Source organism: Undibacterium sp. KW1 (assembly GCF_009937955.1).
Classification (GTDB): Bacteria; Pseudomonadota; Gammaproteobacteria; order Burkholderiales; family Burkholderiaceae_D; genus Undibacterium.
Genome location: NZ_AP018439.1, coordinates 2,802,069 through 2,817,660, shown reverse-complemented (window position 1 = coordinate 2,817,660; position 15,592 = coordinate 2,802,069). Strand labels below are relative to the sequence as shown.

Sequence of the window (15,592 nt, the reverse complement as noted above, 5' to 3'; positions counted from 1 at the left end):
GCGCCACTGGTTTATATCACTCCAGATAGGGCCAACGTTTTCAGCAGCAAGCACACCATCCCTGGTAAAGGGATTCAGCTTTGGTGCAAGCAGCGCAGTTCCAAGCAATAATGTCAGCACGATAATGAAAATAGTGCGTAACATTTTCTTTGGCAGTCGCAACAAAAAATTTCCCTGCATCATTCAAGCACCATCAAGCCAGCTTCACGGATAATGTCGCAACGCCAGCAAAGCCGGGCCTGATCACCTTGCCCACGGACGTGTATCAGGTTTCCCCAAAAAAGGCGGCGCAAATCTTCATCCTGAAGATAGGGACGAGCCCGTCCCAGATCATCAGTCTCAAGCAAGTTGCGCAGACGCAGCAGAGAAGCTGGATTTCGTGTCAGCGGCAAAAAGGTCTGCCACAAGCGAGCACTATGAGTTAAAAATGTGCGCAATGCTGCCGCATCGTTTTCCATCGAAGCCTGATTATCAACCAGCCATTGCATACCTTCTTCAAAGAGCGCCGGATGGCCGCCACACATGGATGCCAGTGCAGTCAGTCTGGAAGATGCAATGACATGGTCTGGCCAGCTTTGCTTGACGAGTATATGCAAGTCTTCTGTGCCCGCATCTGGCCAATGGCTGACCTGGGCAATATTCAGTAGCGACAAATCGCCGCTGCGGTATTTCAAGTCGGCCAGCGCCTCTCCGCCGCATAACAAAAGGTGCAGGCGACCGCCATGCATTTCGCTCAGACTGCGCAAGATGCCTGCCAATGCTTCGCGCAAGACTGGAGTGCCTTGTTCAAACCGGCTCACCAGGCAAAATACGCGTTCACCTGCTTGCAGTCTCTGTTCCAGTGCCGCTTCAAATTCATAATCTGAACTGACATTTTCAAACCCACATTGGCGTCCTATAGCCGCAAAATATTCACTGCTGTCTGCACTGATACTGTAAGGGGGCTGTATATGAAGTGTCGCTTTTTCACCGTACTGTACACGTGCTCGGGACAGTAATTTTTCACGGAACGGGGGTTGTCCCCAATGCGCTTGTGACAGTAACAGGGTGATAGGGTAGGGCGTAGATTGAGCCAATCGCACAAACAATTGATCCATGAATTCCGCAAACGGTGTTTCATTGATTTCTTCGTTTTGTAATGGGAATTCAGGTGCAAGACCCGCAGCAGCAAAAAAAAGATTGGTTTCAGTTTCTGTCAGTCTGAGATAACGCGCACAGGCATGCAAGCTGTCGCGCGATCTGGCACTGGGGAGCGAAGTGCCATTCCTCCAGTTATTGACTGACTCCCGGCTGAGTCCAATTTCTGCGGCAACACCGGCCGCACTGGCACGTATCCTGCGCATGTATTGCGATAGCAGATGAGAGAAGGTGTCTGGAAACATGAATAGCCTGTCTTAATAAGCCAAATAAGGCTATTGATTTTGGTGAGCAATATTAAATATGCGCCTGTTTGCGAGCGCCATTTTATCAGCGTGCGGTGTGGGTGCAGATATTGATGCTGTCAGCCGGTCGCCGTATCAACTTGACATACTGTCAGCCGGGCCTTCGGTTTTTGCGGAATGGTTTGGGATTGTAGATTGCAGCTTTGGCTTTATCTTGATGTGTCTGCCTATGTTTTCTCGTTCCCTGCATTAACAGTATCAATAACATACACATGTTTAATGTCAGGCTGAGGACTAAAATTTCGTCTTTGTAGATTGCAAATAGAGCAATCAGATGGTCAGTGATTTTGATGAGTTCATTCATATGAAAGCGGTTATTTTATTTTTTTGATGCAATACGGTTGTCGTACTTCGATAGGGTGTTTGATTAGTAATGCATGCCCGTCAGGTTTCTATTTATCGCCTGCCTTCCCTGTTTGCGGCAACGAATGACATTGTATATTTGGCATTATAAGTGCAATTCATATCAAATTGACAGACTAAAACTAGTCGGATTGGCCCGGCGTAATGCTTTACCAAGCACTGTTACTTAACTGCGGCTTAACTGCTAATTTCGCAATAACGGAAAAGTAGTTGACACGCCCTCAAAGGTAGCGTTACCATTAATCTCATGATTGGTAGCGCTACCATTGATTTAAGCGACTACGTGGACAATAAATAAGGTAGTCCCCCGGCTCTGCCGGGGGACTCCTCAAGGTTTGACCTATACGGCGGTCGGTTTGAAACTTCTATCTCTACCAAAAGAAGGAGTTTCAAGATGAAAGAGTATCAAAGTTTGAGTCATACGAGGTGGGATTGCAAATACCATATAGTGTTCATCCCGAAATACCGAAAGAAGTTGAACTATGGGGCATTGCGAAAGCATCTTGGAGAAATATTTCGAGAGTTGGCGAAGCAAAGGGGATGCAGCGTTGTTGAAGGTCATTTGATGATTGACCATGTTCATATGTGTTTGAGCGTTCCTCCAAAGTATTCAGTGTCGAATGTTGTGGGATTCCTGAAAGGTAAGAGTGCAATTTCGATAGCCAGACACTTTGGTGGGAGGCAAAGAAATTTCACAGGAGAAGTATTTTGGGCAAGAGGCTACTTTGTCTCAACAGTGGGGCTGGATGAAGAAATGGTTCGGGCATACATCCGAAATCAGGAGCAAGAAGATGAACGTTACGATCAAATGAAATTGGGACTGTAGCCGCCTTTAGGCGGCTCAAGGGTTACCAGCGCCTTTGAGGCGCCCCAGCAATAAACCTCCGGCTTTGCCGGAGGTAACTTAAATGCTGGCGCTTGTTTAGCGATGCAGATTGCAAGGCCATATGGGATACCAGTATAGACAGCGTTAACCGCTATCTTGGAGATGAGGTTGATAGTGGATACTGGTACGGGCGTGCAAACATGCAAAGTGGGGCACGCACTGCAAGCCGTTATGGCGCACTTGATGCGTTCATGCCCGCGCTATTGGTGTTGAGTGGGGATGTAGAACGCGCCAAGCGATTACAGGATTCTGGCTTGAAGATGTGGCGAATACATGGCATTGAGCCAGAGTCGCTTGACTATAAGACTATGACCGTTACTTCTGCCAATTATCATTTGCGGCCAGAAATTATTGAATCAGCATATTACCTGTATCGCACTACTGGTGACACAAAATACCGCCTCATGGGTAAGGAATTTTTTGAAGACTTCGTGAAATATTGCCGCAGCGAGTCTGGTTATGCAGCCTTGAAAGATGTGCGAAGCAAAGAAAAAGACGATTCGATGGAAAGCTTCTTGTTTGCTGAAACCTTCAAATATTATTACCTTTTGTTTGCGCCAAAATCTGCCCTGGGTTTCGATAAAATTACTTTTAATACTGAGGCACACCCTTTACAGATAAAGTAAATTTTTCTCTGAAATGTAAATTTGTAAAAGTATAAAACGCTTAGTGATTTCATGAGTTCATTCTTGCTCTCGTCCTCACTAAGTTGTGACGTCACATCAATTTTATACTTTTCAATTAATCGTCAGCATAAGGTTTATATCAGGACCAAAGCGTGGAACGTAAAAAACGCGCATAAAAGTATAAAAATATAAACATGCCTCTTGCAAATATTAATGAGAATCATTATCATTTGTTTGTTGCATTTGTTTATGCCATTCTGGTCGCGCTTAGCCAATTGCACTCCTTACAGGCATGTTTGAATGGTAAAAATGGAAAAGAAAATTAGACTCAACTCGATGAATTCGGGAGAAATACCGGGTCTGGCCGAACAGTTACAGCGTGCAGGATTGCGCCCGACTGTTGGCCGCGTAGGAATGCTGGCGGCAATTATACAAATTGGCGAAGGCTATCATTATCCAGAAGATATTTTGAGGGAACTGCTAAGGCAGGGCAGGCTAGGTAGCATCACAACAATTTATCGCGTACTTGCCGATTTGACGTCGATCAATTTTTTGCAACGCTCTTTTGATGTGGAAGGTAAAGCTAAATATCGATTAGCCGATGCAAGCTTCGCTGCCGAAGAAATATGCCTGGTCTGTGAGCAATCAGGGCGCAGTATCACTGTCCATGAAAGTGAACTCCGAAGGAAATTAGATCAACTGGCGCGTCAGCATGGTATGGAAACATCGTCATCACCTCTATTGATACGAGTCAATGCAACGACAAAACTGGAAAGTGCCGGGCATAAATAGCGTAAATCCAAAATGACATCTGCATTTGCTATGTCTGTTCTGCCAGAGATGCCAGCAACATGGGGCTAGTAAATTTCAAAGCTTCCGGCGTAATATCCTGCCTTAATTTTTGCAGATCAGGGATATTCCTGTATCTGAAAACAGGGTATCCAGCGGCTAGCAAAAAAAATTCTCGTACTGCATCTTCTTTTTCCCGTCCATTGTGGCTGGAGTCGTCATATTCGACGATGGCAATTGCCCCAAATGCCTTGGTGCAGATGACGAAATCTGCATATTTTCTGCAGTATCTATTCCTGACCGCCTGATCATTCGTTTCAAGCAAAGCACTGAACGACACCTGCGCCAACACCACGTAGTCAGGGAAGGCTTTTACCAGTTGCCCATACATAGGCTGCTCCCGCATAGAGAGCACCGGCCTTTTCCGTGTTGATATCCCAACAGCGCGCAATGACGCAAAAACTTCTGCAGTTCTGTACTTGTCTGGATATTTTCTTTGTTTAAGTATTTGCCAGTAAGTAACGGCCATCGCCACAAATAGCAGTCCGATGATCAAGATCATCACTGCGTTGAAAATTGACAAGGGAAGTGCTTCCAGGATTTGTTTGATTGTGCCCGGCATAATGTGAATTAAATATTTGGCAATGTTTAATTATAAACAATTAACTTGTTGTAATGCGTGATTTTGGATTTGATGCGTTGCCTTGTAGTGACAAGCTTGATTCGATTCTATGTTGCGAGAATGGATCAACTGCATCTACATAGCGCATCGCGCTTTGTACGCTTTTCCAGCCCACATACTCCATTAGCGTTTTTAAATCCCAGCCATTGCTGCTCGCCCAATTAGCAAATCCACGCCTGAGCGAGTGAGCCGAGTAATCATCTGCATTAATTACGCCCGCATCTTTGAAGATGGTGCGGAGCAGGGGGATCAGGCTATCCATATGCAACCCATCATCCCCAATACGCCCCAGCGATTGATAGACCTGAATACTGGCCCTGATGCAAGCCCCGTTAATTCCTTCCAGGCCGTGTAAGCGGCAACAGGGCAAAGCTGCTTTAGCGCAGGTGCTTTAAAAGTGCTCCCCTTATTTTGGCGATCACTTTTTGTATGCGGCAAGAACAAACGCATACCTTGGCCTGGGACGATTTCTATGTATTCAATCTGCAGCCGCGTTAGTTCATCGCCACGAAAACCTCTCCAAAACCCAAGCAGCAATAAAGCACGGTTTCTGGTGTGCCTTAATTCTGCAGTACGGTCGCCAGATGCGTTTGCAGCGGCGATTGAATTCTCCAGCCAACGATCAACCAGAGCAAGCTGCTCAAGCTGAAATGGTTTGGCTTGTTTTTCCTGGGCAGGATGCTCTCGTTGTATGCCGCGAAGTATTTTTTTAATGAGAGGTGCTTTGGTTGGATCAGCAAAGCCCTGATCTATATGCCACTGCGCCAATGCAGCAAGCCGCTGACGCAAGGTATTCATTGCCAGCGATTCTGCATGATCAACCAGGTATTGAGCGATATTTTCGCTTGTCGCGGGCAAAAAGCCACCCCATTCGATTTCGTAATGCCTGACCGCTGCCTGATAAGCGGTGCGGGTATTGTCACGTGTGCCAGCGTGTAAATAATGATCGATTTTGCTCATGAGCCTGCCGATGCCGTTTTCGCCATAGTCCGTCCAAATTGGATGTGCAGTGGTTGTGGGGCGAATTTTAACGGATTTTCAGCTTAACACAGGATAATATTAATTTATCCGGCGCTAATTTAGTAGATTTTATCTATAAGTTAAAGTAATATTTTAGTATGTAATTACGTGGTACGTAATACATTATGATATTTCATGGGAAAAGTCATGGCAAGAGCTGGGTTATACAAGTCAGAAGTCGAAAAAGCGCGTAATACTCTGATAGCGCAGGGTCGCCATTCGTCAGTCGATGCGGTAAGAATTGTCCTTGGCAACACCGGCTCCAAGACGACAATTCACAAATACCTCAAAGAGCTGGAGGCGGAGGGTGGCGGCAATTCACGCAGCAAAGCGCCCGTTAGTGAAGCCCTGCAAAACCTGGTGGCACAGTTGGCCACTCAACTGGAAGCTGAAGCAGATAATCGCATTGCTGAAATGGCAGCTCAATGCAATGAAAGGGACCGTCTTCATGCAGTAGAAATTGCCGAGCTCAAAGCCAGCAATGCGCAGACAAAAGAAAAACTCGACCTGACAATTGCCGCCATCAAGCAAGAAATAGCATCGCACGAGCAAACCAGGGAAGCCCTGCAAACCGAGTCCATGGCCCACCACACTCTGGCCCAGCAAGTCATTGATCTGCGGGAGCGTCTGGCAGAAAATGAGATTCACCGGCAATCACTGGAAGAAAAACACCAGCACGCCCGCGATGCGCTTGAACACTATCGTGCATCCGTGAAAGAGCAACGTGATCAGGATGTCCGGCGCCATGAGCAACAAGTGCAGCAACTGCAGGCAGAGCAACGTCAATTGCAGCAAAACCTGATCAATAAACAAAATGAAATAACGCGACTCAACCAGGACGGTGCCCGCTGGGTGGCAGAAATAGCGCAAGCACAAAAAACCATCTATGAAGAGCAAACCAATTACCGCAAACTCAATAGCCAGGTAGAAGCATTACGCGTGATCGAACAACGCGCCAAATTGCTGGAACCACAACTGAATGAGAAGGACGTTTTAATCGAAGAACTAAAAGCGCGCATGATAGGCTTTTCTTCTAGAGAAAGCGAGCATCAGCAGCAACAGCGTCAGATAGAATTGGAGCTGAATGCCGCGAAAGCCAAGATCAATGCGCAAGAGGCAATGATGGCGGAGCTAAAAAACTTGATACGCGAAAGAATGATACCTGGGAACAAAGAGCCACAAACAGGCAAGTAAAGCAGACGCAGCTTGGATGCCGCATTTACAATGGATGGTCTTGGCTTTCGCGAAGATGTGAGCATACTTAACTACAAGGATGACGTGATCAAGATGTACAAGGAGAAGATAGACTGGAAACCCGGGGTCAAATCCAAGTTTGATGGCGCAAAAGACATTACTTTCAACCTTACCGATGACTTTTCGATCCACTGGCCACTAAGGCGACCTTGCAGGGCTGCGTAACTCTGGGCGCATTGCCGTCTATGCCGTCGACGAGGAGCGCTACGTGTTCGACGTGCCGGGAGAGCGTTATGTGTTCCGCGATGATCCCACCGTGCTTGGGGGAGTGGCTTTTGACCACGGGCGTGTGTTCTTTTTTGTGGGCGACACGCTGCTGGTCGGAGATCTCGAGTCCGGTTCGATGCTGTTCGAAATCAAGTATCTGTTATCTGCAATAATAAAGGCGTTCCAGCAAGAGTTCAGCTATGACGGACGCAATGCCTACAACGGGGTAAAGATTGTCCTTATTGCCGATCTATTTTTTGACAAAATCCATGCCTTCATTCTGGAGGCTATTTTACATAATATAAATTATGCGAAATTTGTAAGGTTTTTAAGAAGGCTGCAAATGAGTCAGCGGAACTAAATATTGCACAATTTTGGAACTACATTTGGTACAAACACGTTTTGCAGCTTTGTATAAAAATTAAGTTACCTCCGGCAAAGCCGGAGGTTTATTGGTATCCCCTACGGACTAACGCCCCTTCCGTACCCCCGGGGAAAAATTCCGCCGTTATTCAAAATAAGTGACCCTTCTGGTAAGGGGTTAGACGGCGATTCGATATACCGAATCATCAAAACGGCAATGGGTGGAGCGGCGAAAATGGCAGATATATGCAAGTAAATGAACCACGTTCTTAGAACGTGGTTTTGCTTTTTGCTCCCCAGAGGGGAGCACACGTGCGAGCCCTCTGAGAAGGCTCGCTATCTATTTCTTAAAGTTGTAGTTGCTGCTGTCGTGCCTCTTCCTGCTCCTGGAATTTGACGTACTTTCGGATCATTTCAACATCCAGCCCTACCGGGTCTACGCAATATCCTTTTGCCCAGAAATGATTCCCCCAATAGGGCTTCTTTCTCATTTGAGGAAATACGTTAAACAACCTTATTGCCGTACGCCCTTTCAGGACACCCATCAATTCCGATATCGATAACTTTGGCGGCACTTTCACCAATAGATGCACATGATCAACTTGCACGTTCAGTTCCACTATCTCACAACCTAATTGCTGACTATAGGTCATCAAACATTTTTGCACTTCTCGTCCAATTGGACCTCTTAATATTCGGTATCGATATTTGGGCACCCAGACCAAATGGTATTGACAATGCCATATTACGTGCGATGCTCTTTTAAACCTGCTCATTTTCGTTTCCTTTCTTGATTGTTGTGGGGACAACATCACGAAAGATACTTCTTTGAGCAGGCTCCTTTCGCTCTAACAGGCAAAGCCAGTTAGGCGATGACCACGTCCATAGGACGTGGTTTTTAAAGTGTTAATAAATTTGATATAATCGCCCAACTTAGGGCAGCTTCATCATATTGGTTGCGACATACATCGATTACTCATCAAATCAAATCAAAGCAGGCGTCGGCCTAGTGAATGTAAAAGCAAATGCCAGACATTCGTCTATTCTCACCACACTACGTTATGTTAGTGACGATGAAATTCTCCCAAAAAGAACACCCAAAGGGTGACATGCATGCACTACTTCGATGCCTACAACATTTGCAAGTGTCGTAAGCACAAATCAGAAAATCGGTAAATTTAGGTATTCGGAACGAAGTTGCGTAGGCGTTAGCTGCGCCCCCTACCCTCAAGGTAATCGTACTTTTATGCAAAATTTGATTCTGTTATAGAAGAGCCGTTTATTTTTTTCACCTAATATCCTTTGCTTCGACGCTCCGATATAGCCCCGGCATTATGTACCACCGTAATCCAAAAGTGCCCTGGTTGCCAACTGGGCCAGAGGGGAAAGCGATGTCTCCCTATTTCGACCGTGTTTGGGACATAATCCGCGGCGATTGGGATGACTACCAAAATGAAAATAGTGAGAGAGTGCAGGCATTAAATAGTCCGCGCACCCGCGCCAGTCAGATTCATGACTTCATGCGAGATCGCGCTACCAGGCTTGCAGAATTGGATTCAACGATCAAGGCAGTCATTCGAAATCAAATAACGGTTGTCATGATTTACGTAAAGTGAGCGCATTAACGCTCACTAATATTTATTCCAATGTAATCAGAGGCCAGTCAGTTGCTCTTTCCGTGCCGAATCACAAATATGTAATCCAGTATGAGCATGATAAGCATAGAAATCCCAACTAAGGGAAAAATAACACCACCAATAAAGAGCAAACCGAAAACTATTTGAAGCGATCGAGAATTTTCTGGCAATGTTGGAATACCCAAGGTTCTATTGGGGCGCCGTTTCCACCAAATGATCACGGCAGACACACACAACAATATAATTGCAAAACAGGCGACTAGCATCACCAATTGATTGGCAAGTCCGAACTCCTGTCCCAAGTGGACATTGATACCCCATTCAAGCCCCTTTCCGAGCGGGCCATAATCAGCGTAGCCCATGTCAAGTAAGACTCGTCCAGAAAACTGATCCAAGTGTACAACTCGTTGCTGAGCAAGATCATTTGGATACACCGAGCCAGTAAATACACCACCTGGTTTATTAGGCAAACTGATTCCATAAGTCTTGGCCATGCCCAAGCCATCAAATATAGACACTGCTTTTTCCAGACTAAAGGGCGACATAGTAGTTCCCGGAGTAGCATCGGTGTGCGCATGTGACTCCGGAATTTTAGCTTGCTCCAATGACCAGGTGACCGGTGCAACATGATTTAAATGCTCATCCGACATCGGAACACTTACACGCACACCAGCTGGATATCCAAAATTACTGCCGTTAGCCCATTGGTTCACCTTGTCACCCCAAACTATGGACCAAGGCATACCGGTAGCGGCGAGAAACACAATGAAAAATCCCGCGACAATACCGGTTACTGCGTGGATATCACGCCAAAACATGCGTTCTCTTGGCTTGCCTCGGACTCTCAATACGCCGTCTAATGATCCTGTTTTTTGACGTGGCCACCACAAATATATACCGCTAAAAACCAGCAAAATACTCCAACCAGCAGCGACCTCAATAAGCGCGTTTGCAACGGGACCAAAATACGCCAGGCTGTGCAATCGTCTTATTGTTCCTGAAAAACCACCTTTGTTCGGCATCGCACCCAAAACAGTTCCGCGAAACGGATCGACGAAAACTGCCATGACGTTACCGTTGCTAGATTTGATATCAACCTCAACAGAATTAAGATTACTGGATGGAGGAACATAACGAAGTGCAATGCCAGGATGGACAGCTAGCGCGACCTGTACCACTGCTTCATGCGACAGTGCGGGCTTGGAAATGATTTGGACGGTTTTTATATCTCGGTAAATAAAATTGTCGATTTCCGTATGGAACAAATAGATTGCACCAGTCACTGCCAGAATAAATAAAAATGGCAAAACCAATATGCCAGCATAAAAGTGCCACCTCCATACTGCTCGATAAAAATCAATTGGTCGTACTGTATGGGAAAGTGCTTTCATGCTTGATTCATTTAAAGTGGCTGTCGACCAATAGTAGTGCTAATTTTGGCGATATTAAAATACATGAGACTGATTGAGTGAAGGTCAGGAAGCACTCTCCTCAATCAGGTAATCTCAATTCCTAAGTGCTCAGAACTTCATATTTGCTGACATATAAAATGCCCTGCCGTCGCCCGGCGAGTGCCTTGACTGATCATTTATCCAGACGTACTCGTAATAGCGATTTGTTATATTTTTCGTTTGAAATTCCAACTCTAACGCCGGTGACACCTTGTATTTTGCACTCATGTTAAACAAGGCATACGCTCCAAATTTGCTTCCAGTATTGGTCGTCGTTAAATAGTAGTCTCCCTGACCATTGCTGGATACAGATAACTGAAGCGCAGGCGTAATTTGTAGATCGTAACCTGCCGAAAAGACATAGCCCGGCACATGGTCAATTTCTTTACCTGCGGTCGCTGGAGCCGTTGGATCAGGTACTAAAATTTTTGAGCGTTGACGAGAATACGAAAACCAAGCATTGCTACGTTGATCAGGCCGTACGTTCACTTGAATATCGAAACCACTTCGTCTGGTTCTACCGACATTCTCAGAGTCGCCCGTTGGATCATTCAGTCTGCGCTTGACTTCGTCTGAAGCGCTTTGTTCCCAAGCTGCAATACGTCCGTCAACCCATCCGGCGGGACTGAATTTAAGACCGGCTTCCCATCCATCATTGATCGATGGACGCAGATCGTTCCTATTTGATTTATACGAAGCGGCCCCTGCGCCAATCTGGAACGTTCTTCCCCAGTTCCCATAGACACTGGCCGTTTTCAAGGGTGAATACACGACACTCAGCTTCGGCTGGCCGATCACACCATAGTCTTGAATCTCATAATGCAGGTTTTTTGACAGGTCGTTGAAGCTCCCGTCAAATTTATCAATTCGATATGCAGGTATGATCTTCAGGGTGTCAACGGGCTTTACTATTGCTTGCAGGTATGCACCGTAGTTATCCAGCTTAAAACTTTGGTCACGAGTAGTCGTCACGCGCACCTTGTTCACAGTGTTGTAGCGTGGACTTTTGTCGTCCTGATGCTCAACGTTAACACCGCCCTCAATCACGAAATCCTTTATCCAACTAATGCCTGTCAAATTAGGGCGATAGGTAACGGAGCTCAATCCACCGAAATGCGTTTCATCGATAATGCGTTCCTGCTGCGATGTTGTACTTGAATATCGTAACCAGCGTTGGTCACTAACTTGATTCAGATAAAATTTGGTCGATGCCGACAGGTTTTCAGTCATATCGCCATCAATATGAAAACTCAATTGGTTCATTTGACGATTTGCGCCCTGCGCCTGAGCATACGGATAGGAGAGTGTTGGATTACTATAAGCATCACTGGCAGTCAGGTACCCCGGTTCATCACCATTGCTAACGGTATGTCGCGCAATAACGCCCAAACGCAGCTTTGCATCATTTGTTGTGTAAAACCATTTACCGCCAACCGTATATTTATCAAAAGTCGCATTGTCACGATATCCGCCAGACTTCAAATAGCCAATGAAGTAATTCTGAGACCAGTTGTCGTTCTCGAATCCTTTCGCTGCTTGAATTTCTTTGGTATCAAAACTACCATAGGTGATTCTTGCGTCGCTATAGTTTCCGCCCGTTCGTGTGACTACGTTGGCGTTGCCTGCAATATTGTGCAGTCCATAGCGAGGATCATTGGTGCCACGTACTACCTCTATCGATTTGATTTCCAAGGGAAATATCATGTCCAAGAATGGCATACCGCCTGCATTGTCATTGCTGGGAATACCATCGATGAGTAATTTGACGGCATTCACTTCACCTTCACCATTAAACCCACGGAATGACAATTTCCCTGATTCACTGCCTTGCCTGAATTGGGTAAGCATGACGCCAGGTGCCTTTGCAAATAACTCCCAGGTATTAATTACCTGTTGCGTTTGAATAAGGTCAGAACCAAGGATATCCACGGAGCTAAGCACGTTTTTTGAAGCGACTGGACCAACCCGCTTGCCGGTAATCTCTACACGGCCTAATTCAAGCGCAGAATTGTCTGAGTCCGTCATAGTTTGCGCCAAAACTGGGATAGGGTTAACTGCAGTAAATGCGCTTGCAATCAGCATTGCAATAGTAGTTCGAGTAAAGTGTCTTCCTGATGTGACGTCGCGGAAATCACTACCACTGATAAGAAGAAAAGAGCTAAAAAACATAAAGGTCCTAAAAAATGAACATTCGAAATTGACCAAGCGACGGTGGAGCTTTCCTGGTCGGTTCTCCAATCGGTATCATCTGCCCTTGTTGGAGAAATTTCTAATAGCTCAGACAAATTTAAAATGTCCGTCGGGCACCCTATCTGCACGAGGCGCCGCTAAGGTGCACAAAAAATAAATCGAGTTAAGGTAGTCAGATAAACGTCTGAGAAATGATTGACGTTAAAGACGTTACACCACTAACAAAGGCGGTTCATGTCAAAAACTAGCTGATACACCCATTTGCCCATTGCGACCCGGCATTGGGTAACCTGGACGATAGGCATAGCTACGATTCAACAGATTTTCGACTGCAACAAATACCTCTCCTTTTTTCCCAAGAAATGGCAGTGGGTAGGCTACGCGGGTATTCACAACGCTAAAGCCGCTAACTTTCTCTGTATTCAATGCTCCAGCGGTACGCGCCCGGTTCAAGGCCCACACTTCGGATTGATATTGCGCGTCAAGGGCAATACGGAAAGCATCAAGCTGCCCATTCAGGCCAATAGTCACTGCCTGTTTGGGCGTGTAAGGTAGATTATCAATACTAGAGTTGATGAAGCTCAGTCCGGCGAAGATGCTCCATTGTGAAGATATCGCTTGGCGCACTGCAACTTCAGCACCCCTGTTGGTGTAGGAGCCCAGATTGATAAATTGCGGTGGCGGTGGCACATCTGGCGGGAAGCCAAAGATGTAGCGGTTTTTGACTTTGTCGCTAAACAGGCTGATGTCGATTTGTGTATCTTTGCCAGGTGAAAATTTCATGCCGACCTCAGCATGATCCAATTCTTCTGCTGACAATTTTTTCCAGCTATCGCCCAGCGGCGCAATCAAGGATGAGAGAACCGTCGTTTCCAGACCTGGATAGTTAATGCCCCGTGACAAATTTGCAAAGAAAGTGACTTTGTCAGATATTAATGACAGGCCTGCATGGGGAGACGATTTGGAAGCAAATTCACTATGCTGGTAATAGCGCACACCAGCCGATGGCAGCAAACTCCATTCGTTGCTAAGCTTGAATTCCTGATTAAAGGCTATGTAAGGCGAAGTAATTTTAAATGTGGGTGCAACATAGCCGGCCTTGGGAGCGGGAGCAAGGCGATTAAATTGCAAATCACCGCCGATACGGTCGTGATCAATCCCTGCTATTACTGTGCCGCCAGTCCATGCCGAAAACTGTTCTTTCCAACGCAAGCCACTCATGGAAAAATTGGTCAGCGTGTCACCGTCCAAACCCGCCTGCGATAACCAGTTACCTTCGCCGCTATCACGATATACACGGAACTCACCACGCCAGTCACCGTGCTGATGCGTCACGCCTGCTGCGATCATACTGGCTTTGGTATTGTATTCTGGAGCTCTGACTGGAAGTGCACTGCGGTTGTCGCCCGGATCACGGGCTTTGTTGTCGACTAAAATGAAACTGGCATTGGCTGTCCAGTTCTGGTCAATTTGAACATTAACCCGCCCCATCAAGTTCTTGAGCTCTCCATCGGCATTGTTCCTGTGACCATTCGATTTGGCGTAGCCTTGTGCCAGGCTATAGTCAAGACTACCCTGACGCCCGGTCAAATCTGCCTGTTCTATGACAGTGCCAAATGAGCCGGCCGACAAACGTACATTGCCATGAATGCCGTCTTCATTGGCACGTTTGGTCTGCAAGTTGACTGAGGCAAAGTTGTTGCCGTTGACTTGTGGTTGAGGGCTCTTGTAAACGCTAATGGATTGCATCCCGTTCACAGGCAGCAAGTCCAGCAAAGGATGATTCCACACCCCCATATAGAACGGAATACCATCTATGTAGGTCTTTATTTCACTACCAGGGCGACTTACACCCATGCCCCGTATAAATACAGCGCCACCCTGATCGCCACCAAATGCACCAACCGGATTGTAGCGGGAGATTTGCACGCCGGGCGTACGTCGCAACGCAGACGCAAGGTCTACTGCGTTCTGATCGCGTAATTGTTCTTCGGTAACGACAGCTGCGGTGCTCGAATAGGCATCAAGCCTCACTTCTTCGATCACTGGTCTGGCAGTAATCACTACGGCTGGGACGCTGGCAATTTGGGACTGCGCGTTGTTGCTAAATGCTATCAGGATCGCTGTTGCCAGTGTGTGGTGTTTGAATTTCATCATGATGATCTGGTAGATATTAAAAAATTACGTCGGCAAGCGCCAAAATTCGTCACTTGTTTATTAATGCTTGCCAGTGTGGGCGCCACTTTGAAGTTGGACATTGCTGCCAAACAAGCTAAATTTCTTGATCTTGTCCTGACTGACGTTTTGCTCAGCTTTGTTCAATTGGCTGACCAGCGCTTTCGCAGTGCTCTCTGGTATTCCTGCATCTTTAAGTGCATTGATATCTTTTAGGCCATCGCCACCACACACAATGATTTCCCACTTTCCTTTGGAGCGGCGTAGCAAAGCACGTCCACCTTTGTCTGCCTGTATCCAGTCGGCAATGGCGACATCGTTGACAACGGCGATTGGTGCAGTGTCGACCTTGTTGCCAGGCTGGTCGAACTGATGGGAAATCAGCGTTTGGATAGCTTTTTGTTCAGCCCCGCTCTCTGCAGCGGCCTTGACCTGGCCAGACGTCAATACAAATAGCGTCAGCGCGCAAGCGACAATTTTCTTCCGGCATGATGTAGTGTTCATAGC

15 protein-coding genes and 1 pseudogene are annotated in these 15,592 nt (G+C 46.5%); 7 read left to right on the top strand and 9 right to left on the bottom strand.

What is annotated here, in order from left to right; all coding sequences use genetic code 11:
• Window positions 1-179: 179 nt before the first annotated feature.
• Window positions 180-1,382 carry a hypothetical protein gene (locus UNDKW_RS12735; RefSeq protein ID WP_162058985.1) on the bottom strand — a complete coding sequence of 401 codons (1,203 nt, stop codon included), beginning with the start codon at window positions 1,380-1,382 and terminating at the stop codon, window positions 180-182.
• An 817-nt stretch (window positions 1,383-2,199) separates the two neighbouring features.
• Between UNDKW_RS12735 and tnpA (UNDKW_RS12730) the strand changes: the two genes are divergently transcribed.
• The 3 genes and pseudogenes from tnpA (UNDKW_RS12730) (at window position 2,200) to UNDKW_RS12720 (ending at window position 4,109) form a co-directional block, all read left to right on the top strand.
• Window positions 2,200-2,631, top strand: a complete 432-nt coding sequence (gene tnpA, locus UNDKW_RS12730; RefSeq protein ID WP_162058984.1) for an IS200/IS605 family transposase — start codon at window positions 2,200-2,202, stop codon at window positions 2,629-2,631.
• Between the two features lie 89 nt (window positions 2,632-2,720).
• Window positions 2,721-3,317: pseudogene (locus UNDKW_RS12725) on the top strand (glycoside hydrolase family 47 protein); the annotation flags it as partial.
• Between the two features lie 309 nt (window positions 3,318-3,626).
• On the top strand, window positions 3,627-4,109 hold the full coding sequence (locus UNDKW_RS12720; protein ID WP_162058982.1) for a Fur family transcriptional regulator: 483 nt from the start codon (window positions 3,627-3,629) through the stop codon (window positions 4,107-4,109).
• A 28-nt stretch (window positions 4,110-4,137) separates the two neighbouring features.
• On the opposite strand, the gene UNDKW_RS30100 is transcribed toward UNDKW_RS12720, so the two are convergent.
• The 3 genes from UNDKW_RS30100 to UNDKW_RS30420 are packed head-to-tail and all read right to left on the bottom strand — an operon-like array spanning window position 4,138 to window position 5,586.
• Entirely contained in the window at window positions 4,138-4,728 is a 591-nt protein-coding gene (locus UNDKW_RS30100; protein ID WP_197893144.1) for a DUF2726 domain-containing protein, read from the bottom strand.
• Window positions 4,729-4,768: 40 nt separating this feature from the next.
• Window positions 4,769-5,050: a tyrosine-type recombinase/integrase gene (locus UNDKW_RS30425; RefSeq protein ID WP_232063362.1), complete on the bottom strand. Its 282-nt coding sequence runs from the start codon at window positions 5,048-5,050 to the stop codon at window positions 4,769-4,771.
• Window positions 5,038-5,586 (bottom strand): hypothetical protein, encoded by a 549-nt coding sequence (locus tag UNDKW_RS30420; protein ID WP_232063361.1) that lies wholly within the window; start codon window positions 5,584-5,586, stop codon window positions 5,038-5,040. The genes UNDKW_RS30425 and UNDKW_RS30420 overlap by 13 nt, the downstream gene beginning before the upstream one ends.
• Window positions 5,587-5,955: 369 nt before the next feature.
• Here UNDKW_RS30420 and UNDKW_RS12705 point away from each other — a divergent pair, with 369 nt between their 5' ends.
• Genes UNDKW_RS12705 through UNDKW_RS12695 form a run of 3 tightly spaced genes read left to right on the top strand, consistent with a single transcriptional unit; the run spans window position 5,956 to window position 7,630 of the window.
• On the top strand, window positions 5,956-7,002 hold the full coding sequence (locus tag UNDKW_RS12705) for a DNA-binding protein (RefSeq protein WP_162058981.1): 1,047 nt from the start codon (window positions 5,956-5,958) through the stop codon (window positions 7,000-7,002).
• A gap of 12 nt (window positions 7,003-7,014) precedes the next feature.
• A complete protein-coding gene (locus UNDKW_RS12700) occupies window positions 7,015-7,227 on the top strand; it encodes a hypothetical protein (protein WP_162058980.1) in 213 nt (70 codons plus the stop codon).
• Between the two features lie 43 nt (window positions 7,228-7,270).
• On the top strand, window positions 7,271-7,630 hold the full coding sequence (locus UNDKW_RS12695; RefSeq protein ID WP_162058979.1) for a hypothetical protein: 360 nt from the start codon (window positions 7,271-7,273) through the stop codon (window positions 7,628-7,630).
• Between the two features lie 349 nt (window positions 7,631-7,979).
• On the opposite strand, the gene tnpA (UNDKW_RS12690) is transcribed toward UNDKW_RS12695, so the two are convergent.
• The gene (gene tnpA, locus UNDKW_RS12690; protein WP_162058978.1) at window positions 7,980-8,408 is read right to left on the bottom strand and encodes an IS200/IS605 family transposase; all 429 of its coding nucleotides are present in this window, start codon (window positions 8,406-8,408) and stop codon (window positions 7,980-7,982) included.
• A 615-nt stretch (window positions 8,409-9,023) separates the two neighbouring features.
• Here tnpA (UNDKW_RS12690) and UNDKW_RS12685 point away from each other — a divergent pair.
• On the top strand, window positions 9,024-9,248 hold the full coding sequence (locus UNDKW_RS12685; protein WP_162058977.1) for a hypothetical protein: 225 nt from the start codon (window positions 9,024-9,026) through the stop codon (window positions 9,246-9,248).
• Between the two features lie 47 nt (window positions 9,249-9,295).
• On the opposite strand, the gene UNDKW_RS12680 is transcribed toward UNDKW_RS12685, so the two are convergent.
• The 4 genes from UNDKW_RS12680 to UNDKW_RS12665 form a co-directional block, all read right to left on the bottom strand.
• A complete protein-coding gene (locus UNDKW_RS12680) occupies window positions 9,296-10,660 on the bottom strand; it encodes a PepSY domain-containing protein (RefSeq protein ID WP_162058976.1) in 1,365 nt (454 codons plus the stop codon).
• A 129-nt stretch (window positions 10,661-10,789) separates the two neighbouring features.
• Window positions 10,790-12,889, bottom strand: coding sequence for a TonB-dependent receptor (locus UNDKW_RS12675; RefSeq protein ID WP_232063360.1), 2,100 nt, complete (start codon window positions 12,887-12,889; stop codon window positions 10,790-10,792).
• 258 nt (window positions 12,890-13,147) lie between these two features.
• Window positions 13,148-15,067 (bottom strand): TonB-dependent receptor, encoded by a 1,920-nt coding sequence (locus UNDKW_RS12670; protein WP_232063359.1) that lies wholly within the window; start codon window positions 15,065-15,067, stop codon window positions 13,148-13,150.
• Between the two features lie 60 nt (window positions 15,068-15,127).
• Window positions 15,128-15,589 (bottom strand): copper uptake system-associated protein, encoded by a 462-nt coding sequence (locus UNDKW_RS12665; protein ID WP_162058975.1) that lies wholly within the window; start codon window positions 15,587-15,589, stop codon window positions 15,128-15,130.
• Between the last annotated feature and the right edge of the window lie 3 nt (window positions 15,590-15,592).

Bases quoted from the DNA above. Each gene is read 5' to 3' on its own strand.
- UNDKW_RS30420 (WP_232063361.1), bottom strand. From the start codon at position 5,586: ATGAATACCTTGCGTCAGCGGCTTGCTGCATTGGCGCAGTGGCATATA.
- UNDKW_RS12665 (WP_162058975.1), bottom strand. From the start codon at position 15,589: ATGAACACTACATCATGCCGGAAGAAAATTGTCGCTTGCGCGCTGACG.
- UNDKW_RS12680 (WP_162058976.1), bottom strand. From the start codon at position 10,660: ATGAAAGCACTTTCCCATACAGTACGACCAATTGATTTTTATCGAGCA.
- UNDKW_RS12675 (WP_232063360.1), bottom strand. From the start codon at position 12,889: ATGTTTTTTAGCTCTTTTCTTCTTATCAGTGGTAGTGATTTCCGCGAC.
- UNDKW_RS30425 (WP_232063362.1), bottom strand. From the start codon at position 5,050: ATGGATAGCCTGATCCCCCTGCTCCGCACCATCTTCAAAGATGCGGGC.
- UNDKW_RS12735 (WP_162058985.1), bottom strand. From the start codon at position 1,382: ATGTTTCCAGACACCTTCTCTCATCTGCTATCGCAATACATGCGCAGG.
- UNDKW_RS30100 (WP_197893144.1), bottom strand. From the start codon at position 4,728: ATGCCGGGCACAATCAAACAAATCCTGGAAGCACTTCCCTTGTCAATT.
- UNDKW_RS12670 (WP_232063359.1), bottom strand. From the start codon at position 15,067: ATGATGAAATTCAAACACCACACACTGGCAACAGCGATCCTGATAGCA.
- tnpA (WP_162058984.1), top strand. From the start codon at position 2,200: ATGAAAGAGTATCAAAGTTTGAGTCATACGAGGTGGGATTGCAAATAC.
- UNDKW_RS12705 (WP_162058981.1), top strand. From the start codon at position 5,956: ATGGCAAGAGCTGGGTTATACAAGTCAGAAGTCGAAAAAGCGCGTAAT.
- UNDKW_RS12685 (WP_162058977.1), top strand. From the start codon at position 9,024: ATGTCTCCCTATTTCGACCGTGTTTGGGACATAATCCGCGGCGATTGG.
- tnpA (WP_162058978.1), bottom strand. From the start codon at position 8,408: ATGAGCAGGTTTAAAAGAGCATCGCACGTAATATGGCATTGTCAATAC.
- UNDKW_RS12720 (WP_162058982.1), top strand. From the start codon at position 3,627: ATGGAAAAGAAAATTAGACTCAACTCGATGAATTCGGGAGAAATACCG.